The sequence below is a fragment of the Streptomyces sp. YIM 121038 genome, assembly GCF_006088715.1.
In the GTDB taxonomy this organism is placed as follows: Bacteria; Actinomycetota; Actinomycetes; order Streptomycetales; family Streptomycetaceae; genus Streptomyces.
Map to the genome: position 1 here is coordinate 3,608,419 of NZ_CP030771.1, position 21,957 is coordinate 3,630,375.

15 protein-coding genes are annotated in these 21,957 nt (G+C 73.7%); 14 read left to right on the top strand and 1 reads right to left on the bottom strand.

Annotated features, from left to right (window positions below; genetic code table 11):
• The first annotated feature begins 2 nt into the window (after positions 1-2).
• Entirely contained in the window at positions 3-2,963 is a 2,961-nt protein-coding gene (locus C9F11_RS15010; protein ID WP_138959775.1) for a beta-N-acetylglucosaminidase domain-containing protein, read from the top strand.
• A gap of 153 nt (positions 2,964-3,116) precedes the next feature.
• Here C9F11_RS15010 and C9F11_RS15015 read toward each other — a convergent pair whose 3' ends face one another.
• Complete coding sequence (locus tag C9F11_RS15015; protein WP_138959776.1) at positions 3,117-3,653, bottom strand: HNH endonuclease; 537 nt, start codon at positions 3,651-3,653, stop codon at positions 3,117-3,119.
• 298 nt (positions 3,654-3,951) lie between these two features.
• Between C9F11_RS15015 and C9F11_RS15020 the strand changes: the two genes are divergently transcribed.
• The 13 genes from C9F11_RS15020 (at position 3,952) to C9F11_RS15085 (ending at position 21,817) form a co-directional block, all read left to right on the top strand.
• On the top strand, positions 3,952-5,034 hold the full coding sequence (locus C9F11_RS15020; RefSeq protein ID WP_138959777.1) for a mechanosensitive ion channel family protein: 1,083 nt from the start codon (positions 3,952-3,954) through the stop codon (positions 5,032-5,034).
• A 273-nt stretch (positions 5,035-5,307) separates the two neighbouring features.
• Entirely contained in the window at positions 5,308-6,486 is a 1,179-nt protein-coding gene (locus tag C9F11_RS15025) for an ROK family transcriptional regulator (protein ID WP_138959778.1), read from the top strand.
• Between the two features lie 90 nt (positions 6,487-6,576).
• On the top strand, positions 6,577-7,917 hold the full coding sequence (locus C9F11_RS15030) for an ABC transporter substrate-binding protein (RefSeq protein ID WP_138959779.1): 1,341 nt from the start codon (positions 6,577-6,579) through the stop codon (positions 7,915-7,917).
• A 13-nt stretch (positions 7,918-7,930) separates the two neighbouring features.
• The gene (locus C9F11_RS15035) at positions 7,931-8,863 is read left to right on the top strand and encodes a sugar ABC transporter permease (protein WP_138959780.1); all 933 of its coding nucleotides are present in this window, start codon (positions 7,931-7,933) and stop codon (positions 8,861-8,863) included.
• A 5-nt stretch (positions 8,864-8,868) separates the two neighbouring features.
• Positions 8,869-9,780, top strand: coding sequence for a carbohydrate ABC transporter permease (locus tag C9F11_RS15040; protein ID WP_138959781.1), 912 nt, complete (start codon positions 8,869-8,871; stop codon positions 9,778-9,780).
• A gap of 7 nt (positions 9,781-9,787) precedes the next feature.
• Entirely contained in the window at positions 9,788-11,053 is a 1,266-nt protein-coding gene (locus C9F11_RS15045) for a 6-phospho-beta-glucosidase (protein ID WP_138959782.1), read from the top strand.
• Positions 11,044-12,021 carry a BadF/BadG/BcrA/BcrD ATPase family protein gene (locus tag C9F11_RS15050; protein ID WP_138959783.1) on the top strand — a complete coding sequence of 326 codons (978 nt, stop codon included), beginning with the start codon at positions 11,044-11,046 and terminating at the stop codon, positions 12,019-12,021. The genes C9F11_RS15045 and C9F11_RS15050 overlap by 10 nt, the downstream gene beginning before the upstream one ends.
• A gap of 362 nt (positions 12,022-12,383) precedes the next feature.
• Positions 12,384-13,838: a hypothetical protein gene (locus C9F11_RS15060; protein WP_249401741.1), complete on the top strand. Its 1,455-nt coding sequence runs from the start codon at positions 12,384-12,386 to the stop codon at positions 13,836-13,838.
• A 40-nt stretch (positions 13,839-13,878) separates the two neighbouring features.
• Entirely contained in the window at positions 13,879-14,916 is a 1,038-nt protein-coding gene (locus C9F11_RS15065; protein WP_138959786.1) for a glutamate ABC transporter substrate-binding protein, read from the top strand.
• Between the two features lie 127 nt (positions 14,917-15,043).
• Positions 15,044-16,363 carry a hypothetical protein gene (locus C9F11_RS15070; protein WP_138959787.1) on the top strand — a complete coding sequence of 440 codons (1,320 nt, stop codon included), beginning with the start codon at positions 15,044-15,046 and terminating at the stop codon, positions 16,361-16,363.
• The gene (locus C9F11_RS15075; RefSeq protein WP_138959788.1) at positions 16,360-18,981 is read left to right on the top strand and encodes a serine/threonine-protein kinase; all 2,622 of its coding nucleotides are present in this window, start codon (positions 16,360-16,362) and stop codon (positions 18,979-18,981) included. Before C9F11_RS15070 ends, C9F11_RS15075 begins: the two co-directional genes overlap by 4 nt.
• 2 nt (positions 18,982-18,983) lie before the next feature.
• Positions 18,984-20,333 (top strand): protein phosphatase 2C domain-containing protein, encoded by a 1,350-nt coding sequence (locus tag C9F11_RS15080; protein WP_138959789.1) that lies wholly within the window; start codon positions 18,984-18,986, stop codon positions 20,331-20,333.
• Between the two features lie 140 nt (positions 20,334-20,473).
• Positions 20,474-21,817 carry a VWA domain-containing protein gene (locus tag C9F11_RS15085; RefSeq protein WP_138959790.1) on the top strand — a complete coding sequence of 448 codons (1,344 nt, stop codon included), beginning with the start codon at positions 20,474-20,476 and terminating at the stop codon, positions 21,815-21,817.
• Positions 21,818-21,957: the final 140 nt, after the last annotated feature.

Here is a 21,957-nt window from a genome sequence, read left to right on the forward strand (position 1 = left end):
CCGTGCAACTGCGCGGCAGGAAGGGCGCGGCCGCCATCGCCGCAGCCGTCATCGCGAGCACCCTGGGCACCACCACCGCCCTCACGGAACCGGCCCTCGCCGCCCCACCGCCCCCGGGCGACCCCCGTACGGAGAACGAGCAGACGACGACCGGCCCCCCACAGGTGTGGCCCCGCCCCCACCACCTGGAGCCCACGGCCACCGCCCCGGTCCCCGTCGGCGACGGGGTCGCCCTGGTCACCGACGGGGACGCCGACCCGCACGCCCTGGACGTCCTGCGCGGCCTCCTGCGCGACGCGGGCGCACGGCGGTTCACCGAGGTGCGCGACGGCACCCCGCCCCCGCCCGGCACGCACCTGGTGATCCGCGCGGGAGGCACCGGCGCGGCCGAGGCGCTGCGCGCGCTCGGCGCCCGGCCCCGCGCCGGCCTGCCCCCGGGCGGCTACCGCCTGGCCGTGGGCGAGGTCGCGGGCCGGGGCACGGTGGCCCTGGACGGCGTCGGCCCGGACGGCCTCTTCCACGCGGTGCAGACGCTGCGGCAACTGACGGACGTCCAGGCCCGGCTGATCCCCGGCGTCCGCGTCCACGACTGGCCCGCGGCCCCGGTGCGCGGCCTAACGGAGGGCTTCTACGGCACGCCGTGGACGCGCGAACAGCGCCTGGCCCAGCTGGACTTCATGGGCCGGACGAAGCAGAACCGGTATCTGTACGCGCCGGGCGACGACCTGTACCGCCAGGCCCGCTGGCGCGAGCCGTACCCGGCGGCGCAGCGCGCCGGGTTCCGCGCGCTCGCCGAGCGGGCCGCCCGCAACCACGTGACGCTCGCCTGGGCGGTCGCCCCCGGCCAGGGCATGTGCCTGTCGTCGGGCCGGGACGTGCGGGACCTCGCCCGCAAGGTGGACGCCATGTGGGCACTGGGCTTCCGCGCCTTCCAGCTCCAGTTCCAGGACGTGAGCTACAGCGAGTGGCACTGCGCCGAGGACGCGGACGCCTTCGGCTCGGGCCCCCGCGCCGCGGCGCGGGCGCAGGCGCGGGTCGCGAACGCCCTGTCCCGGCACCTCGCCGCCCGGTACCCCGGGGCGGGGCCGCTGTCCCTGATGCCGACGGAGTACTTCCAGGACGGCTCGACCGCGTACCGCGACGCCCTCGCGCGGCACCTGGACGGCGGGGTGGAGGTGGCGTGGACGGGTGTGGGCGTCGTGCCGCGCACCATCACGGGCCGTGAACTGGCGGACGCGCGCGAGGCGTTCGGCGCGCATCCGCTCGTGACGATGGACAACTACCCGGTGAACGACTTCGCGCGGGACCGCGTCTTCCTCGGCCCCTGCACGGGCCGCGAGCCCGCCGTGGCGCAGGGCTCGGCGGGCCTGCTCGGCAACGCCATGGAGCAGCCCGCCGCGTCCCGCATCCCGCTGTTCACGGCCGCCGACTACGCCTGGAACCCGCGCGGCTACCGGCCCCACGCGTCCTGGCTCGCGGCGATCGACGACCTGGCGGGCGGGGACGCGCGGGCGCGCGGCGCGCTGCGGGCCCTCGCGGGCAACGCCGCCTCGTCCGTCCTCGGCGCCGAGGAGTCGGCGTACCTGCGGCCCCTGCTGCGGGCGTTCTGGGCGGCCCGCACGACGCCCGAGCAGGGCCGTGCCGAGGCCGCGGCCCACGCGCTGGGGTCCGCCTTCGCCGTCATGCGCGCGGCGCCCGGGCACCTCGCCGGGACGGAGGTGGGGCGCGAGGTGGCGCCCTGGGCCGCACAGCTGGCGCGCTACGGCGCGGCGGGCGAGACGGCCGTCGCCCTGCTGTCGGCGACCGCCCGCGACGACGGCGCCACCGCCTGGCGCGCGGCCCGGGCCCTGCACGGGCTCCGCGCGGAGCTGCGGACCGGCGGCGTGACCGTCGGCGCGGGCGTCCTGGACCCGTTCCTGGACCGCGTCGAGCGGGCGTACGGGCGGTGGGCGGGGCTCGACGGGGCGCACGCGGCGGACGGGCCCGAGGCCCGCTGGGGCCGGGCCCGGGCGCTGGCCGCCGTGACGGCCCTGACGGACCCCGGCACCCGGGGCGCGCTGGAGGCCCACGTGCCGGGCGCGGGCTGGCGCCGCCTCGCCGGGCTCTCCGCCTCCGGGTTCACCGAGGCCCGCCCGGAGCCGGGCCTGCGCGCCGACGCCGTACGGGTCACCGCGTCCGGCGGAACGGTCTTGCACCTGGCGCCCTGGTTCGCCGACGGCCCCGCGGCCCGGCTGACACTGGCCCGCGCCGAGGCGGACGCGGAGATCGGCGGCGCCCCCGTACGGCTGACGGCGCGGCTGCTCCCGCGCCGCCCCGGCCCCGTGCACGGGCACCTCGAGGCGCGGGCGCCCGGGGGCATCCAGGTGCGCGTCCCGGAGGCGACGGCGCTGCCCCGCGGCACCCGGGTCGAGGTGCCGCTCGACGTGCGCGTCCCCGCGGGCACGCGCGCGGGGACGTACGAGATCCCGGTGTCCTTCGCGGGCGGGACGCGGACGGTGGCGGTGCGGGCCTTTCCCCGCACCGGCGGCCCGGACCTGGCACGCGGGGCGCGGGCGTCGTCCTCGGGCGACGAGACGGCGCGCTTCCCGGCCGCGGCGGCCCTCGACGGCGACGCCGCCACCCGCTGGTCCTCCCCGGCCGAGGACGGCGCCTGGTGGCAGCTGGAGCTGGCCGGTCCGGTGCGGCTGGGCCGGGTGGTGCTGCGCTGGCAGGACGCGTACGCCGCCGCGTACCGGATCCAGACGTCGGCCGACGGCAGGACGTGGCGCACGGCCGCCACCGTGCGGGACGGGCGCGGCGGGGTCGAGTCGGTGCGCATGGACGCGCCGGGCACCCGCTTCGTCCGGGTGCAGGGCGACCGGCGGGCGACGCGCTTCGGCTACTCGCTGTGGTCGGTGGAGGCCTACGCCGTGGCCGAGCGGGGGGCGGCGGACTGGGGCCCCGGGCCCGGCCCACGCCCGTGACTCGTGCCCGTGGGCCGCGCCCGTGCTCCGTGCCGTGGCCGTGGCCGTGGATCGGGCCGTGGCCGTGGCCGCGATGCTGTCGTAGCCGCGACGCCGCACATCCTGGCCGTGCGTCGTCGCGGCTACGACAAAGGCCCGAACCGATCCGGTCCCCTAGGCGGAGATGCCGTCGATCCGGGCCATCGCGTCGTCCGCGCCGAACGGCTGCAGGTACGGCAGCCAGCGCGGGTCCCTATGCCCGGTGCCGATGATGCGCCAGGCGAGACCTGTGGGCGGGGCGGGCTTGTGGCGCAGGCGCCAGCCCAGCTCCATCAGGTGCCGGTCGGCCTTCACGTGGTTGCAGCGGCGGCAGGACGCCACCACGTTGTCCCAGACGTGCTGGCCGCCGCGGCTGCGCGGAATGACGTGGTCGACGCTGGTTGCGACGCCACCGCAGTACATGCACCGGCCGCCGTCACGGGCGAACAGCGCACGTCGCGTCAGAGGAACGGGCCCCCGGTAAGGGACCCGCACGAACCGCTTGAGCCGGACCACGCTGGGTGCGGGGATGGTGCGGGTCGCGCTGTGCATGAAGGCGCCGGACTCCTCGAGGCAGAGTGCCTTGTTCTCCAGGACGAGGATGAGCGCGCGGCGGAGCGGTACGACGCCAAGGGGCTCGTACGACGCGTTGAGGACCAGGACATGCGGCACGGAGGCCTCCTTGTACGCCGGCGGCGCGTGGCTCGCGCCGGGACGATCTGTGGACCAGTTTCCCCTCATGCCTGGTCGTAGCGCCACCATGTCCCGGTAACGGCCTTGAAGTGTTTTCAACCACATCCCTCCGGCACCGCTGATGACACGTGTTCCCACGGCTGAGCTGCCGCTGGTCACCGGGTGATCACCCCGCCGCCTTCGAACATGACAACGATCCCCACACAATGCCCCGTTAGTGTGGTGGGTCTGCCCGGCGCATCTCCTGGGCAGACCGCTATGCCTGGAGGTACCCGCCGTGTTCCTGTCCGTGCTCTCGGCCGCCGGGACGGACCCGGACCCGACGAAGACGCCGAAGCCCGTCACGCTCGACGACGCGCACGAGAGCGCTCAGAACGCCGCGAGCTGGGTCGAGGAGAACTGGTCGACGTGGCTCGCCATCGGGCTCCGCATCCTGCTGATCGTCGTGATCGCGATGGTCCTCAGAGTGCTCGTACGGCGCACCATCACCAAGTTCATAGACCGGATGAACCGCACGGCGCAGGCCGTGGACGGCACCGCGCTCGGCGGGCTCCTGGTCAATGTGGAGCGGCGGCGGCAGCGGTCGCAGGCCATCGGGTCCGTGCTGCGCTCGGTGGCGTCGTTCCTGATCCTGGGCACGGCCGCGCTGATGGTGCTCAGCACCTTCGAGATCAACCTCGCGCCGCTGCTCGCCTCGGCCGGTGTGGCGGGCGTCGCGATCGGCTTCGGCGCGCGCAACCTGGTCACCGACTTCCTCTCCGGCGTCTTCATGATCCTGGAGGACCAGTACGGCGTGGGTGACTCCATCGACGCCGGGGTGGCCTCCGGCGAGGTCGTCGAGGTGGGCCTGCGCGTCACCAAGCTGCGCGGCGACGCCGGTGAGATCTGGTACGTGCGCAACGGCGAGGTCAAGCGCATCGGCAACCTCTCCCAGGGCTGGTCGACCGCCGGGGTCGACGTGACCGTGCGCTCGGACGAGGACCTGGACAAGGTCAAGCGGGTGCTCGGCGAGGTCGGCGAGCGGATCGGCAAGGACGAGCCCTGGAACGAGCAGCTGTGGGGTCCGGTCGAGGTGCTCGGCCTGGACAGCGTGCTGCTCGACCAGATGGTGGTGCGGGTCTCGGCGAAGACGATGCCCGGCAAGTCGCTCGGCGTGGAGCGCGAGCTGCGCTGGCGCATCAAGCGGGCCTTCGACGAGGAGGGCATCCGCATCGTGGGCGGCCTGCCGCTGCCGCTGGAGGAGGCGCCCGCCGCCGACCCGACGGCGGGCATGGCGGCGCCGTCCGCGTACGCCTCGACGACGTCCCCGCAGTCGCTGACGGCGTCGCCGATACCGCCTCCGACGAACCTGTCGAAGTAGCCGTCGGGCTCCGCCGCGGGAGCCCCTCGGGCTGTTTTCGGACACCTTCGCATCCGCCCCTGGGGGCGCCCAGCACCGGCCGGGCGCCCCCTTCGGCGTCCCCGGCCCGTACGTGCGCCCCGGTGGATCTTCCGCAGGTAACGAGTTGGTTGCCCCCGCGCCGCCCACTCTTGACGGGCCCTTCACGGCGGCTTACGTTCCTCGCAACCAATAGGAAGCCTTCCTAACAGTGACGTAGGGGGGCAGGTCGCCGAAGGGCAGGTGTCGTCAGCGATGGCCGGAACCACCCCGTCCAACGGGTCGCCCGGTGTTCCGGGCACGCCCCGCGTGCTCCGCGCCATGAACGACCGCGCCGCGCTCGACCTGCTCGCCGCCCACGGGCCGCTCACCCGCACCCGCATCGGCGAGCTCACCGGCCTGTCCAAGCCCACCACCTCGCAGCTGCTCAGCCGCCTGGAGAGCGCGGGCCTGGTCCGCACCACCGGCCGCCAGAGCGGCCGCCCCGGACCCAACGCCGTCCTGTACGAGATCGACCCCGGCGCGGGCAGCGTCGCCGCCCTGTCCGCCGACCCCACCGGGCTGACCGCCCTGGTCGCCGACATCACCGGGCGCGAGGTGGGCCGCTTCCGCATCGAGGCCGACGCCATCGCCGAGGACGTGCGCCACCGCACCGCCCAGCTCGTCGCCGAGGCCGTGGACGGGGCGCTCGCCCAGGCCGGGCTCGGCCACGACGACCTGCGCGCCACCGTCATCGGCACGCCCGGCGCCATCGACCCGCACGACGGCCGGCTCCGCTACGCCCCGCATCTGCCCGGCTGGCACTCGCGCACCCTGCGCGCCGAGCTCGCCGAGGTGCTCGGCACCCCGGTCACCATCGAGAACGACGTGAACCTCGCCGCCATCGCCGAGCAGTACGAGGGCGCGGCCCAGGACCACGACGACTTCGTGCTCGCCTGGCTCGACGAGGGCGTGGGCGCCGCGATCGTCCTCGGCGGCACCCTGCTGCGCGGCGCGACCGGCGGCGCGGGCGAGATCGGCTACATGCCGGTGCCGGGCGCCCCGCTCCTGCGCGGCCCCGAGTCGACGCCCGGCTCCTACCGGGGCGGCTTCGAGAGCCTCGTCTCCGGCTCCGTGGTCCGCAGGCGGGCCGGGGGCAAGCCGCTCGCCGACGCCCTCGCCGACCCCGCCGTGCGCGACGAGCTGGCCGGTCACATCGCCACCGCCCTCGCCGCGGTCGTGGCGGTCGTCGACCCCGAGCTCGTCGTCCTGTCCGGCCAGGTGCCGCAGGCGGGCGGCGAGGAGCTGCGCCTGCGCGTCGAGGCCGAGCTGACCGGCCTGGCGCTGCCCCGCCCCCTGCTGCGCATCAGCGAGCTCGACGGGGACCCGATCCTCACCGGCGCCCTGCGCACGGCCCTCACCCAGGCCCGCGACACCCTCTTCGACACGGCCTGAGCCGCGCCGGACCCCGCACTCCCCCGTCCGCTCCCTCCCCCTTCTCCCTCCCTCTCCTCCCTCTCCTCCCTCCCGCAAAGGAAGTCCGCCATGCCGCGATGGCGCATACGCGCACGCGTGCCGGTCGTGCTCGCCGCCGCCGGACTGCTCCTGTCCGGCTGCGCCAACCCGAGCACCGGCAGCGACGACGACGATCCGACCAAGCCCGTGACGCTCAAGTTCTGGCACGGCTGGTCGGCGCCCGGCGAGGTCAAGGCGATCGACGAGAGCATCGAGCGGTTCGAGAAGCTGCACCCGAACATCGATGTGAAGGCGACCGGCAACGTCACCGACGCCACCATCAACCAGGCCCTCAGGGCGGGCGGCGGCGAGGCCCCCGACGTGGTGGTCTCCTTCACCACCAACAACGTCGGCCAGTACTGCGACTCCGGCATGTGGGTCGACCTCGACCCCTTCATGAAGAAGACCGGCCTCGACAAGAAGAAGACGTTCCCCAAGACCCTCCTCGACTACACGAGCTACCAGGGCACCCAGTGCGCGCTGCCGCTCCTCGCGGACGCGTTCGGCATGTACTACAACAAGGACCTCTTCGAGGAGGCGGGCATCGCGCACCCGCCGCGCACCATGTCGGAGCTGAAGGCCACGGCCAAGAAGCTGACCGTGCGCAGCGGCAAGGACTCGTACAAGCGGGTCGGCTACATGCCCAACTTCCGCCTGTACCAGGGCAGCCCGGACCGCCTCTTCGCGCAGTGGGGCCCGCGCTACTTCGACGCCGACGGCAAGTCGCGGCTGGCGAAGGAACCCGCCTCGTACGACTACTACAAGACGACGAACGCGCTGATCGACGCGCAGGGCGGCTTCGGAGACCTGGAGAAGTTCCGCCTGACCTTCGGCGACGAGATGTCCAGCCAGAACGCCTTCCTCACCCAGAAGCTCGCCATGCTCCTGGACGGCGAGTGGCGCGGCCTGATGCTGAAGGACGCCAAGGCCAAGTTCAACTGGGACGTCGCGCCCCTTCCGGTGCCCGACGACCAGGCCGACACCTACGGCCGCGGCTTCATCACGGGCACCGTCGCGGGCATCGCGCACAGCAGCAAGCACCAGAACGCGGCCTGGGAGCTGGTGCGCTTCCTGACCGCCGACACCGGCCAGGTCGTGGACCTCGCCAACGCCATCCACAACGTGCCCTCGACGTTCGCGGCCCTCAAGTCGCCGAAGCTGGACGCCGATCCGACGTTCCGCACCTTCTTCAAGATCCTGCGGAGCAAGCACAGCCAGGCCCTGCCGCCGACCACCAACGGCAACTCCTACGTCAACTCGTTCGGGGACTACTCGTACGGGGTCGAGGCGGGCCACGAGAAGAACCTGCGCGAGGGCCTGAAGGAACTCGACGACCAGATCGACGCCGACAACCTCCAGTCAGAGAACTGAGGAGGGCCCCGCCATGGCAACACTCTCACCCCCGACGCGCCGCAGACTGCGCGTGCTCGGCTTCCTCTCCCCCTGGCTGATCGGCTTCAGCGTCTTCTTCGCGTACCCGCTGATCGCCACCGTCTACTTCTCGTTCATGCACTACAACCAGATCAAGGAGCCCACGTTCGTGGGCCTGAAGAACTGGCGGTACGTGTTCGAGCAGATGCCGCTCTTCGGCCCGGCCCTGTGGAACACGCTGTGGCTGGTCGTCGTGATGGTGGCCCTGCGCGTGCTCTTCGGGCTCTCGCTCGGGCTGCTCGTGACGAAGATCAAGAGCGGGGTCGGGTTCTTCCGCACCGCGTTCTACATCCCCTATCTGGCCCCGCCGGTGGCGGCCACCGTCGCCTTCGTCTTCCTGCTCAACCCGGGCACGGGTCCGGTCAACGAGATCCTGTCCAAGGTCGGCATCGACGCGCCCACCTGGTTCAACGACCCGAACTGGGCCAAGCCGTCCCTGGTGATGCTGTCCCTGTGGGGCATCGGCGACCTGATGGTGATCTTCATGGCCGCGCTGCTCGACGTCCCCAAGGAGCAGTACGAGGCCGCGGAGCTCGACGGAGCGGGCTCCTGGGCGAAGTTCCGGTACGTCACCTGGCCCTCGATCACACCGATCGTGATGTTCGCCGTGGTCACCGGGATCGTGCAGACCATGCAGTACTACACGCAGGCCCTGGTCGCCGGGAAGATCGCCTCCGGCGTCAACATCGGGCCCGGCTCGGTGATCCAGCCCGGCTACCCCGACCACTCCACGCTCACGGTCCCCCAGCTCGTCTACTCGATGGGCTTCCAGAACTTCAACACCGGCGCGGCGTGCGTGCTCTCGCTCGTGCTCTTCGCCATCGCCATGGCCGCGACCCTGCTGCTCATGCGCAAGCGCTCGGGCCTGCTCTCGGCGGAGGACTGATCCCCATGACTTCCACGACCCTCAGCGCGCCCGCGCCCTCGAAGGCCGCCGCGCCCGCGGGGCGGCGCGACCCCGCGGCCGTCCGTGCCCGCCGCAAGCGGATCCTGCACTGGATCGCCGTGCACAGCGTGGCGATCGCCGTCGCGCTGCTCTTCCTCCTGCCGTTCGTCTTCGTCTTCCTGACGTCCGTGATGAGCGACTCCCAGGCGATGAGCGGCGACCTGTGGCCGTCCTCCTGGCACTGGGAGAACTACAAGACCGTCTTCGAGACCGACGGCTTCCTCACCTGGTGGCGCAACTCCCTGCTGTACGCGGGCCTCGGCACGCTCTTCACCGTGTGCTCGGCGATCCCCGTCGCGTACGCGCTCGCCAAGTTCCGCTTCCGCGGCCGCCGCACCGCGATGCTGCTCGTCATCTCCACGATGATGCTGCCGCCGCAGGTCATCGTGATCCCGATGTACCTGGTGTGGGCCCAGCAGTTCCACCTGTCCGGCACGCTGTGGCCGCTGATCATCCCGATGGCGTTCGGCGACGCGTACTCGATCTTCCTGCTCCGCCAGTTCCTCCTGACCATCCCCAAGGAGTACATCGAGTCGGCGCGCGTCGACGGCTGCGGCGAGTTCAGGACGCTCCTGACGATCATCGTGCCGATGGCCAAGCCGGGCATCGCGGCGATCGCGCTCTTCCAGTTCTTCTACTGCTGGAACGACTACTTCGGCCCGCAGATCTACGCGGCGCAGGACCCGGGCTCGTGGACGCTGAGCTACGGCCTGGAGTCCTTCAAGAGCGCCCACATGGTGAACTGGAACATGACCATGGCGGCGACGCTCCTTGTCATGGCTCCGGTCATCGTCATCTTCTTCTTCGCACAAAAGGCCTTCGTGGAAGGCGTCACCCTCACCGGAGTAAAGGGCTGAATCAGCAATGAAGCTCGCAGTGGTCGGCGGAGGCTCGACCTACACACCCGAACTCATCGACGGCTTCGCGCGGTTGAGGGACACCCTGCCGATCGAGGAGCTCGTCCTCGTCGACCCGGCGGCGGAGCGCCTCGAACTCGTCGGCGGCCTCGCCCGGCGCATCTTCGCCAAGCAGGGCCACCCGGGCCGGATCGTCACCACGTCCGACGTGGACGCGGGCGTCGCCGACGCCGACGCGGTCCTGCTCCAGCTGCGCGTCGGCGGCCAGGCCGCCCGCCAGCAGGACGAGACCTGGCCCCTGGAGTGCGGCTGCGTCGGCCAGGAGACGACCGGAGCGGGCGGCCTGGCCAAGGCGCTGCGCACCGTCCCGGTGGTCCTGGACATCGCCGAGCGCGTGCGCCGCACCAACCCGAACGCCTGGATCATCGACTTCACCAACCCCGTCGGCATCGTCACCCGCGCGCTGCTCCAGGCCGGGCACAAGGCCGTCGGCCTGTGCAACGTGGCGATCGGCTTCCAGCGGAAGTTCGCCGCGCACCTGGGCGTGGACCCGGCGCGGGTGCACCTGGACCACGTGGGCCTGAACCACCTGACCTGGGAGCTCGGCGTCCGGCTCGGCGGCCCCGAGGGCGAGAACGTCCTGCCGGGCCTCCTCGCCGAGCACGGCGAGGCCATCGCGGCCGACCTGCGCATGCCGCAGACCCTGGTGGACCGCCTCGGCGTCGTCCCCTCCTACTACCTGCGCTACTTCTACCAGCACGACGAGGTCGTGCGGGAGCTGGCCACCAAGCCCTCGCGGGCGGCCGAAGTCGCGGAGATGGAACGGCAGTTGCTGGCGATGTACGGCGACCCGGCCCTGGACGAGAAGCCGGAGCTGCTCGCCAAGCGCGGCGGCGCCTTCTACTCGGAGGCGGCCGTGGACCTCGCGGCGTCCCTCCTGGGTGGTGGCGGCAGCCCGTACCAGGTGGTCAACACCTACAACAACGGCACGCTCCCCTTCCTCCCCGACGACGCGGTCATCGAGGTCCAGGCCTCGGTCGGCAAGGAGGGCGCCACCCCGCTGGCCGTCCCGTCGCTCGACCCGCTCTTCTCCGGCCTGATCGCGAGCGTCACCGCGTACGAGGACCTGGCGCTGCACGCGGCCCTGCACGGCGGCCGCGACCGCGTCTTCAAGGCGCTGCTCGCCCACCCGCTGGTCGGCCAGTACGCGTACGCGGAGCAGCTCACCGACAAGCTCGTCGCGCACAACCGGGAGCACCTGGCGTGGGCCTGAGTTCCGTGCTCGCCATCGACGCGGGCAACAGCAAGACCGACGTCGCGGTGGTCGCGGCCGACGGCAGCGTCGTCGGCACGGCCCGCGGCGGCGGATTCCGGCCCCCGCAGGACGGCGTCGAGACGGCCGTGGACGTCCTCGCGGACGCCGTGGGCCGGGCCCTGCGGGAAGCGGGCCCGACGTCCGTCGGCCACGTCTCGGCCTGCCTGGCCAACGCCGACCTCCCGGTCGAGGAGCGGGAGCTCGCCGACGCGCTGCGCCGCCGCGGCTGGGGCGGGACCGTCGACGTGCGCAACGACACCTTCGCGGTGCTGCGCGCGGGCCTCCTGGAGGACGCGGAGCCGCGCGGCGTCGCCGTGGTGTGCGGCGCGGGCGTCAACTGCGTGGGCATGCTGCCCGACGGGCGCACCGCCCGCTTCCCCGCCATCGGCAAGATCTCCGGCGACTGGGGCGGGGGCGGCGGGCTCGCCCAGGAGGCCCTGTGGCACGCCGCCCGCGCCGAGGACGGGCGCGGCGGACCCACCGCGCTGATGCGGGACCTGCCCGCGCACTTCGGGCTCGACTCCATGTACGCGCTCATCGAGGCGCTGCACCTGGGCCGCGTCGAGGCGGTGCGCCAGCACGAGCTGACGCCCGTGCTGTTCGCCACGGCCGCCGCGGGTGACGCGGTCGCGCGGGCGCTGGTGGAGCGGATGGCGGAGGAGATCGTCGCCATGGCCGCGGTGGCGCTCGCCCGCCTCGACCTCCTGGAGGAGGAGGCGCCCGTGCTCCTGGGCGGCAGCGTGCTGGCCGCGCGCCACCGCCTTCTGGACGACGGCGTCCGCTCCCGGCTCGCCGAGCGCGCGCCCAAGGCCGTGCCCCGCGTGGTCACCGAACCCCCCGTCCTGGGCGCGGCCCTCCTCGCCCTGGACACCACGGCGGCCCCGCCCTCCGCGTACGCCCGCCTCCGCCACCACTACGCCTTCTGACCCCGGCTCAAAGCACCGCGCTACCGCGCTTGTCCTCAAACGCCGGACGGGCTGGTTGGGCCCGCCGCACGCCGTCGTTCGACTGACCGCCGAACGACGGCGCGCAGGCCGCCAGGTCGGGGCCCGACCGGCTCGTTGGGTGTCACGGGTGGGGGCGGTGGGAGAGATCCCGCCGCGGCGGCGGTGCGGAAGGGAACCGGAGCGCGGTCGAGCGCGTGTTCCAAAGTGCGCGGCCCACCGCAATCCGCACAAGATCGAGGCAAGCCCCGTGCGGATCCCCGCCCCGACGGCGATACTTGCGGCCGAGCACCACTTCCTGCCCGGGGCCCGGGGTCCAGGAAGAGACGGCGGTGCCACGCCCGATGACCGAGGGGGAGGTCGAGGCCCAGGTGACACACCCGCCAGCAGCACCCGAGGCACCGCCCGCGGCGCGGCCCGCCGCGGCGCCCGCCGCTGTGCCGGAGCCGCCGCCCAAGGCCCCCGCGCGGGAGTCCGCCTGGGCGGAGGGCGTCAAGCGCCTGCGCAAGGCGGCCACCACGGAGCCGGGCAGGCTCCGCGTCATCGGCGCGGTCCTCGCCGCCCTGGTCCTGGCGTTCGGCGCGGTCACCACCTGGGAGACGACGTCGCGCGCGGACGCCGCGGACCGCGTGCTGCACCGCAGCCAGCCGCTGAGCGCGGACGCCGCCGCGATCTACCGCTCCCTCGCGGACGCCAACACGGCCGCCTCGACCGGCTTCCTGGGCGGCGGCCAGGAGCCCGCGAACATAAGGGAGCGCTACCAGCGGGACATCGAGCGGGCCAGCGAGAAGCTGGCCACGGCCGCGGCGAACGCGGGCACCGGCGGCAACGGCTCGTCGGCCGCGGCGATCAGCGCGCTCAACAAGCTGCTGCCCCGGTACGCGTCCCTGATCGAGCGGGCCCGCGCCAACAACCGCCAGGGCCTGCCTCTCGGCGGCGCCTATCTGCGGTACGCCAACGACACCATGCAGACCCGCATGCTGCCCGCCGCGGAGAAGCTCTACAAGGCCGAGAACCAGCGCCTGGACGACGACTACGCCGACGCCGAGCCCTACCCGTGGGCCTCGCTGGCCCTCGGCGCCCTCGCCCTGGCCGCGCTCGTGTGGGCCCAGCGCCGCAACTACCGGCGGACGAACCGGGTGTTCAACGCGGGCCTCCTCGCCGCCAGCACGGCCGCCGCCGTCGTCCTGCTGTGGCTCGTCGTCGGCCACACCGTGGCCCGCTCCGGCCTCAGCACCTCGTACGACGACGGCGTTCGGTCCCTGACCGTCCTCAACGACGCCCGGATCAGCTCCCTCAAGGCCCGGGGCAACGAGAACCTGACCCTGGTCAGCAGGGGCGCGGAGACGACCGAGGACGGCAAGGACGCGTTCGACACCGCCTACCAGGAGCAGATGAGGCGGCTCGCGGGCGGGTCCGGGCTGCTCGCGCGGGCGGCCCGGCTCGCCGACGACGGCGCGGGGCAGCGCCCGGTCGCGGCCGCGGTGGACAACGTGACCGAGTGGAAGGCCCGGCACAAGTCGGCCCGCGCCAGCGACGACGCGGGCTCCTACGAGGCCGCGCTCGACAAGGTCATCGGCTCCGAGAGCACCAAGGGCGAGTCGACGGGCGAGTCCTTCGACAATGTGGACGCCGCCCTGGACACGGCGCTCGCGCACGAGCAGCGCGAGTTCCAGCAGGCCGCGCAGGACGGCAAGGGCGCGATGACGGGCCTGCCCGTCGGCGCGGCCGTGCTCGCGGTCCTCGGCGCGGCGGGCGCGGTGCTCGGCATCGGCCGCAGGCTGTCGGAGTACCGGTGAGCGGGGCAGGGGTGACGGGGTGAAGGGAGGCACGCGGACGATGCGTACGCGACGTGACGGGACTCGGTGGCACGGCGGGGGCGTGGCGCGGCTGCGCGGCTGGGGAGGCGTGGCCACGATGGCGCTCGCCTGCCTCCTGGCGACCGCCCTGGTCCTGGTCCTGCCCCGGCTCAGCGACGGCGGCAGCGGCAGCGGCAACAGCGCCGCGCGGAAGGCCGGTTCGCGGGACGCCGACCAGCTCACGCAGGCCGCGCCCGCGCGCGCCGACGAGGAGTGCAAGGAGCCGGAGCGCAGCCTGCGGCCCTCGCCCAAGGACGGCCCGGTGCTCGAAGCGATCAAGAAGCGCAAGGTCAGGAAGCTGGTCGTGGGCGTCGACCAGAACAGCTTCCGCTGGGGCTACCGCGACCCGAACAAGGAGAAGGGCGAGCTGGAGGGGTTCGACATCGACCTCGCCCGTGAGATCGCCGAACGCCTGCTCGGCGACCGGAAGGCGGTGGTGTTCCGGGCGATCCCCACCAACCAGCGCATCCCCGCCCTCCAGAGCGGCCAGGTCGACATGGTGGTCCGCACCATGACCATCAACTGCGCCCGCATCGAGCAAGTCGACTTCTCGACGGCCTACTTCGAGACCGGCCAGCAGGTGCTCGCCCCCAGGAAGTCCACGATCACCGGCTACAACGACACCCTCAAGGGCCGGCGCGTGTGCTCGGCGGCGGGCTCCACTGCGGAGGCCGCCCTCAAGGAGAAGAGCTTCGGTGCCGACATCAAGACCACGGTGCCGAACCAACTCGACTGCCTGGTACGGCTCCAGCTGGGCCAGGTGGACGCGGTCCTCACCGACGGCGCGCTCGCCGCGGGCCAGGCCGCCCAGGACCCGACGGTCGCGCTGAAGGGCAAGCCGTTCACCACCGAGTACTACGGCGTGGCGATGAAGAAGGGCGCCGACGACCTGGTCCGCCGGGTGAACGACGTCCTGGAGGACTACCGCAAGGACGGCTGGAAGAAGTCCTACGACGACTGGCTCGCCGACGACCTGGACTCCCCGGCCCGCCCGCCGAAGCCGAAGTACAAGGACTGACCCGACCCGACCGGACCGACCAGACCCGACCCGACCCGACCCGACGAGAACCGGCGAGTACCGGCGAGACCCGACAACTGGCCCGACAGCACGCAAGAGTTGGCAACGCAGAGCGGAGAGGTGATCGATGAGCGTCGCGGGACCCCCCGGCCCCGTCATGGACCGGGACGAGGTGGACCGTGCCCTTGCCCGCCTCGACGCCGAACACGAGGCGATCGAGACCTCGCTCCTCGCCCTCCAGGACCACGCCGGCCGCCGTCTGCTCGAAGGCGCCCGGCTCACCGGCACCACCCAGGAGCGGTGGCTCGGCGCCGAGCGCCAGATCACGCTCCTGTGGACGTACTTCGACGCGTACGCGGGCGCCCTGCGCACCGCCCGTGAGGTGCGCGAGCGCAGGCGCTGGCCCAGCCGCGACGACCTGACGGAGCTGACGCTGCTGCTTCGCGGCGAGAGCGTCACGCTCGCGGGCGGGTCCGCGTCGGGCGCCGCCCCCTCGATCACCGGCCCCGCCAGGCTCACCGAGCGGTTCACCCTCGAAGAGCTGGTCGCGCGGATGAACGACCTGTACGCGCACTCCCTGGACACGGTCGTCGCCGCCGACGCCGTCTGGTCGGCGCTGCCCGCCCGCATCGACCTGCTCGCCGCCGAGCTCCAGCGCACCCGGCAGCTCGCGCACTCCGTGGGCGTGCGCCCCGGCGAGCACCCCTCGGGCGACGACCTGGAGAGCATCACGCGGGAGCTGGCCCTGCTGCGCGAGCAGGTGGTGTCCGACCCGCTCGCGTTCTGGCAGCCCGCGCCGGGCAGTTCGGCCCCCGGCGGCGGCCGCCCGCACACCGACCGCTACGACACGGCGGCCCGCGCCCTGGAGGACGTGCGCCGCGAGATCGACGCCGTGCTCACCGTGCGCCAGGACGCCGAGGCCCGGCTCGGCAAGCTGCGCGACCTCCTGTCGCGCGCGGACCGCACCCTCGCCGAGGCCCGCTCCGCGCGCGGCGAGGTCCTCGCGAAGATCGCGGCGTCCGAGGTGCCCGCCGTCTCCGGGCCGCCGACGGCCCTCCAGGAGCAGCTGGCCATGGCCGCCGACTACCGCCGCAACGCGCAGTGGCACCGGCTCTCGCCGCTCCTCGAGTCCCTGGAGCAGAAGGCCGAGGACGAACTCCTGCGCGCCCGCGAGTCGCTGACCGCCGTCACCGCGCCGCTCGCGGTCCGCGCGGAGCTGCGCGGCCGCCTCGACGCGTACAAGGCGAAAGTCGCCCGGCACGGCCTCGCCGAGGACCCGTTCCTCATCGAGCGGTACGACACCGCGCGCCGGATGCTCTGGAGCGCGCCGTGCGACCTGCGCGTCGCCGAGCAGGCCGTGCTGCGCTTCCAGCAGGCCGCCGCCGAGGCCCTGGCACCGCGGGTCCCGCAACCGGGCGGGCCCGCCGACCGGAGGGGGGACGCATGAGCGAGCACACGGCCGGAGGGCCCGCGGGGCCGCGGCCCTGCCAGCGGCCCGGCTGCACCGGCGCGTACGAGGACGTGGGCGGCGGCGAGCTGTACTGCGACACCTGTGGGCTCGCCCCGGTCGTCTCGCCGCAGGGCATGGTGGGCTCGCCCGCGACCGGCATCACCGGCGGCGCCAAGGGCTCGGGCGCCTCGGGCCGGTCCGCCTCCGCCCGCTCCACGCGCGGCAGTTCGCGCTCCTCGCGCTCCCAGTCGTCGCGCCGCTCGGTCTCCGGCCGCCTGTCGCGCTCCCTGTCGGGGCGCACGTCGTCGCGGTCGGTCTCCGTGCGCAGCTCGGGCACGTCCAGCGGCTCGTCGGCCCGCGCCCGCCTCGGCATGGGCCTGGTCGCGGTGCCGGGGGTGCCGCGCCCCGACCCGCGCGGCGCGGTGCAGCGCGACCCCGAGGTGCCCGAGCGCAAGCGGTTCTGCTCGCGCTCCGACTGCGGCGCCCCGGTGGGCCGCGCGCGCGGCGACCGGCCGGGGCGCACGGAGGGCTTCTGCACCAAGTGCGGCCACCCGTACTCCTTCGTGCCCAAGCTGCACCCGGGCGACGTCGTGCACGGCCAGTACGAGGTCGTGGGCTGCCTCGCGCACGGCGGCCTCGGCTGGGTGTACTTGGCGGTGGACCGCGCGGTGTCCGACCGCTGGGTGGTCCTCAAGGGCCTGCTCGACACGGGCGACCAGGACGCCATGGCCGCCGCGATCGCCGAGCGCCGCTTCCTCGCCGAGATCGAGCACGCCAACATCGTGCGGATCTACAACTTCGTGGAACACCTGGACCAGCGCACGGGCTCCATGGACGGCTACATCGTCATGGAGTACGTGGGCGGCAAGTCCCTCAAGGAGATCGCCAACGGCCGCCGCACCCCGGGCGGCAAGCGGGACCCGCTGCCGGTCGAGCAGGCCTGCGCGTACGGCATCGAGGCCCTGGAGGCCCTCGGCCACCTGCACAGCCGCAACCTGCTGTACTGCGACTTCAAGGTCGACAACGCCATCCAGACCGAGGACCAGCTCAAGCTGATCGACATGGGCGCGGTCCGCCGCATGGACGACACCGAGTCCGCGATCTACGGCACGGTGGGCTACCAGGCGCCGGAGGTCGCGGAGGTCGGCCCCTCCGTGGCGTCCGACCTGTACACGGTGGCGCGCACCCTCGCGGTCCTCACCTTCGACTTCCAGGGCTACACCAGCGTCTTCGTGGACCTGCTGCCCGACCCCGACCACATCGAGGTCTTCCGCCGGTACGAGTCCTTCTACCGGCTGCTCGTCCGGGCCACCGACCCCGACCCGGCCCGCCGCTTCGCCTCGGCGCAGGAGATGGCCGAGCAGCTGACGGGCGTCCTGCGCGAGGTGGTGGCCCTCCAGAGCGGCCGCCCGCGCCCCGCGCTCTCCACCTTGTTCGGCCCGGAACTGAAGGTCACGGACACGGAGCTGTTCGGCGAGGTCGAGGGCGAGGTCTCGGTCCTCGGCTCGCGCGTCGTCGTCGCTCCCGCCGCGGGCCCCGCACCCGCCCCCGCCGCCGCTCCCGCCGTGCCCCACGCCCGTGCGGCCGGGGCCCCCGGCGAGGAGAACGGCGCCCCGGCGGCGGTCCCCGTCCCCGTGAAGCCCCTGGACGCCCCCGCCGCGGCCCTGGCCCTGCCCGTCCCCAGAGTCGACCCCGCCGACCCCAACGCGGGCTTCCTCGCGGGCCTCGTGGACTCCGCGGGCGGCGGCGAACTCCTGGCCGCCCTCCAGGCGGCCCCCGCCCGCTCCGCCGAGCTCCGCCTGCGCGAGCTCCGCGTCCGCCTCACCCTGGCCGAGCACGTGCTGGCCGCGGGCGCCCTGGAGGACCTGGAGCGGGACTACCCGGACGACTGGCGGGTGGTCTGGTACCGGGGCGTCGCCGCCCTCGCCACCGGCGACCACGAGAACGCGGCGCTGTCCTTCGACGCGATCTACGACGCGTTCCCCGGCGAGCCCGCGCCCAAGCTCGCCCTCGGCCTGTGCGCCGAGGTCCTCGGCCAGCTGGACAACGCCGCCGAGTACTACCGCCTCGTGTGGACCACCGACCCCAGCTACGTCAGCGCCGCCTTCGGCCTGGCCCGCGTCCAGCTGGCCACCGGTGACCGCGCGGGCGCCGTACGGACCCTGGAGTCCGTGCCGGAGTCGTCGATCCACTACACGGCGGCGCGGGTCGCCGCGGTGCGGGCGCGGCTGCGACGGCGTATGACGTTCGACACGGCCCAGGGGCCGGGAGCGGGCTTCCTGGACGACCTGACGGCCGCAGCCGGGCAGGTGGAGGCCCTCGCGGGCTTCGGGCTCGACGCGGTGCGCAGGGAACACCTGTCGACCGAGGTGCTCGGCACCGCGCTCGACTGGGTACTCTCCGGTAGGCACTCTGGTCACGCTTCCGCCCCGTCGACGGCCCACGGCGACCGGCACGCGCGGACCGTACTGCTCGGCAGCGATCTGGACGAGCGCGGCCTCCGGTTCGGTCTGGAGCGCGCGTACCGGACGCTCGCCCGGCTCGCCCAGGGTGGCGAGGAGAGGATCGAACTGGTGGAGCGGGCAAACCGTTTCCGCCCCCGGACGTGGGTGTGAGGATGTCGGAAATGCACCAACCGGCGGCCCTGTCGACGTGTCCCAGCTGTGAGTGGCCCCTGGATACGGGCGACTTGTACTGCGGCGCGTGCGGCTACGACCTCTCGGCGGCTCCGGTGTCACCGGACGACCGCCCCACGCTGGTGATCAACGGCTTGCCCCGCACCGCCCCCGAGCCCCCGGCGGCTCCCCCCGCGGCGCCCCCGGACGGGCCCGACGCGTGGCCCGCCGCCCCCGACGCCGCGCGCGGCGCCCGGGGCGACATCGCCGCGAGCGAGACCCAGGACGCCGACGACGTACGCGTGCGGGAGAGCGCCGACGCGCGGGACGGGCACGCGGGCCGGGACGAGGCGGCCGAGCCCGACGACTATCCGCTGCCCGCCCCCGATCCGCGCGCCGGGGCCCCGGCGGCCCCCGCGGCCGAGCCCGCCGCGGAGACCAAGGTCTGTGTCGCCTGCCGCGCGGGCAGCGTCGCGCCGGACGGCTACTGCGAGAACTGCGGGCACGCCCAGCCGCGCGAGCGCGACCACATGGAGCGGGAGCTCGACGCGGTCGCCGCCGTCAGCGACCGCGGCCTGCGCCACCACCGCAACGAGGACGCCTTCGCGATCTCCACGGCCGCCCTGCCCGACGGCTCCCCCGCCGTCGTCGCGATCGTCTGCGACGGCGTCTCCTCGGCGACCCGCCCCGACGAGGCCTCCGCCGCCGCGGCCCGCGCCGCCGACGCGTCCCTGCGGGCGGCCCTGCCGCGCGGCACCCATCCGCAGCAGGCCATGCACGACGCGATCGTCTCCGCCGCCGACGCCGTCAACGCCCTCGCGGACGAGCCCGCCGCGGCCCGCGAGCACCACCCGCACCAGAACGCGCCCGCCTGCACCCTCGTCGGCGCCGTCGTCACCGGCGGCCTCCTCGTCGTCGGCTGGGTCGGCGACAGCCGCGTCTACTGGGTTCCCGTCGACCGCACGGGCCCCGCCGTCCGCCTCACCGAGGACGACTCCTGGGCCGCCCAGATGGTCGCCGCGGGCCTGATGAACGAGGCCGAGGCGTACGCCGACGAGCGCGCCCACGCCATCACGGGCTGGCTCGGCGCCGACGCGTACGAACTGGAGCCGCACACCGCTTCCTTCAAACCGGACCGTGCGGGTGTAGTGGTGGTGTGCACCGACGGCCTGTGGAACTACGCGGAGGCGGCCGAGGAGATGGCCGCGGCCGTGCCCGCGGACGCCGCCGAACGGCCGCTGCACAGCGCCCGGGTGCTCGTCGGCCACGCCCTCGACGGCGGCGGCCACGACAACGTAACAGTGGCGGTCCTGCCGTTCCCGGCCGCGTCGCGAGGGGCAGGATCGGCCTAGCGGTCCGGGCGCGACGCCGTCGCCCGCGCCGGGACCTTCGTACGGTACGGGCCCCGACGGGCTGCCGTGCACCCGTACTTCATGCGCGCGCCCACACCGTGGGACCGCCGTGGGAACCGTCTCAGGGGGGAACAGCAACCATGGCCAATTTCTTCAAGTCGAGCGTCCCGCAGTTCACCGTCGACGTCTATCAGAACGAGTACCTTCCCGAGGGCGGCCGCGAGGTCAACGCGATCGCCACGGTGACCTCCACCGGCGGCGGCACCATCGGCTCCGCCGTCAGCGCGCCCCATCTGTACGCGGCGGGCCAGGGACCGGACGCCGCCGTCGCCATCATGGTCGACTGCTCGGGCTCCATGGACTACCCGCCGACGAAGATGCGCGGCGCCCGCGACGCCACGGCCGCCGCCGTGGACGCCCTGCGCGACGGCGTGCACTTCGCCGTCATCGGCGGCACCCACGTCGCCAAGGAGGTCTACCCCGGCGGCGGCCGCCTCGCCGTCGCGGGCCCGCAGACCCGCGCCCAGGCCAAGGAGGCCCTGCGCAAGCTCAGCGCGGGCGGCGGCACCGCCATCGGCACCTGGCTGCGCCTGGCCGACCGGCTGCTCTCCTCCGCCGAGGTGTCGATACGGCACGGCATCCTGCTCACCGACGGGCGCAACGAACACGAGTCGCCGGACGCCCTGCGCGCCTCCCTCGACGCCTGCGCGGGCCGCTTCACCTGCGACGCCCGCGGCGTCGGCACCGACTGGGAGGTGAAAGAGGTCACAGGGATCGCCTCCGCGCTGCTCGGCACCGCCGACATCGTCGCCGACCCCGCGGGCCTCGCCGACGACTTCACGCGCATGATGGAGACGGCCATGGGCAAGGAGGTCGCCGACGTCAGCCTGCGGCTGTGGACCCCGATGGGCGTCGAGATCGTCTTCGTCAAGCAAGTGGCGCCCACCGTCGAGGAGTTGACCGACCGGCGCACCGAGGCCGGGCCGCGCGCGGGCGACTACCCGACCGGGTCCTGGGGCGACGAGTCCCGCGACTACCACGTCTGCGTCCGGGTCCCGGGCGCCGAACTCGGCCAGGAGATGCTCGCCGCCCGCGTCTCCCTGGTGGTGCCGCAGCACGACGGCACCGTACAGACGCTGTCCCAGGGCCTGGTGCGGGCGGTGTGGACCGACGACCTGGCAGCGTCCACCTCCATCAATCCGCAGGTCGCGCACTACACCGGCCAGGCCGAGCTGGCCCAGGTGATCCAGCAGGGCCTGGACGCCCGCAAGCTGGGCGACCTCGACGGCGCAACGGCCAAGCTGGGCCGGGCCGTTCAGCTCGCGAGCGCCTCCGGCAACGAGGACACCGCGAAGCTGCTTTCGAAGGTGGTGGACGTCGTGGACGCCACGACAGGTACTGTTCGATTGAAGGCGCGCGTCGCCGAGGCCGACGAGATGACGCTCGAGACGCGCTCGACGAAGACCGTGCGCGTGAAGAAGTAGCACGAGCCGGCGAACGTGTCCCTCGTCATACGACGGCACGGAGCGTCGTGATACGACGGCGCAGTACAGCTACGTCTGCCCGTACCGGACAAGCACCGCACACGGCCCTCGGGCCGGAGAAGGAGAGGGGGAAGCGCCGA

Bases quoted from the DNA above. Each gene is read 5' to 3' on its own strand.
- C9F11_RS15025 (WP_138959778.1), top strand. From the start codon at position 5,308: ATGGCCGGAACCACCCCGTCCAACGGGTCGCCCGGTGTTCCGGGCACG.
- C9F11_RS15030 (WP_138959779.1), top strand. From the start codon at position 6,577: ATGCCGCGATGGCGCATACGCGCACGCGTGCCGGTCGTGCTCGCCGCC.
- C9F11_RS15035 (WP_138959780.1), top strand. From the start codon at position 7,931: ATGGCAACACTCTCACCCCCGACGCGCCGCAGACTGCGCGTGCTCGGC.
- C9F11_RS15040 (WP_138959781.1), top strand. From the start codon at position 8,869: ATGACTTCCACGACCCTCAGCGCGCCCGCGCCCTCGAAGGCCGCCGCG.
- C9F11_RS15045 (WP_138959782.1), top strand. From the start codon at position 9,788: ATGAAGCTCGCAGTGGTCGGCGGAGGCTCGACCTACACACCCGAACTC.
- C9F11_RS15060 (WP_249401741.1), top strand. From the start codon at position 12,384: ATGACCGAGGGGGAGGTCGAGGCCCAGGTGACACACCCGCCAGCAGCA.
- C9F11_RS15065 (WP_138959786.1), top strand. From the start codon at position 13,879: ATGCGTACGCGACGTGACGGGACTCGGTGGCACGGCGGGGGCGTGGCG.
- C9F11_RS15070 (WP_138959787.1), top strand. From the start codon at position 15,044: ATGAGCGTCGCGGGACCCCCCGGCCCCGTCATGGACCGGGACGAGGTG.
- C9F11_RS15075 (WP_138959788.1), top strand. From the start codon at position 16,360: ATGAGCGAGCACACGGCCGGAGGGCCCGCGGGGCCGCGGCCCTGCCAG.
- C9F11_RS15080 (WP_138959789.1), top strand. From the start codon at position 18,984: ATGTCGGAAATGCACCAACCGGCGGCCCTGTCGACGTGTCCCAGCTGT.
- C9F11_RS15085 (WP_138959790.1), top strand. From the start codon at position 20,474: ATGGCCAATTTCTTCAAGTCGAGCGTCCCGCAGTTCACCGTCGACGTC.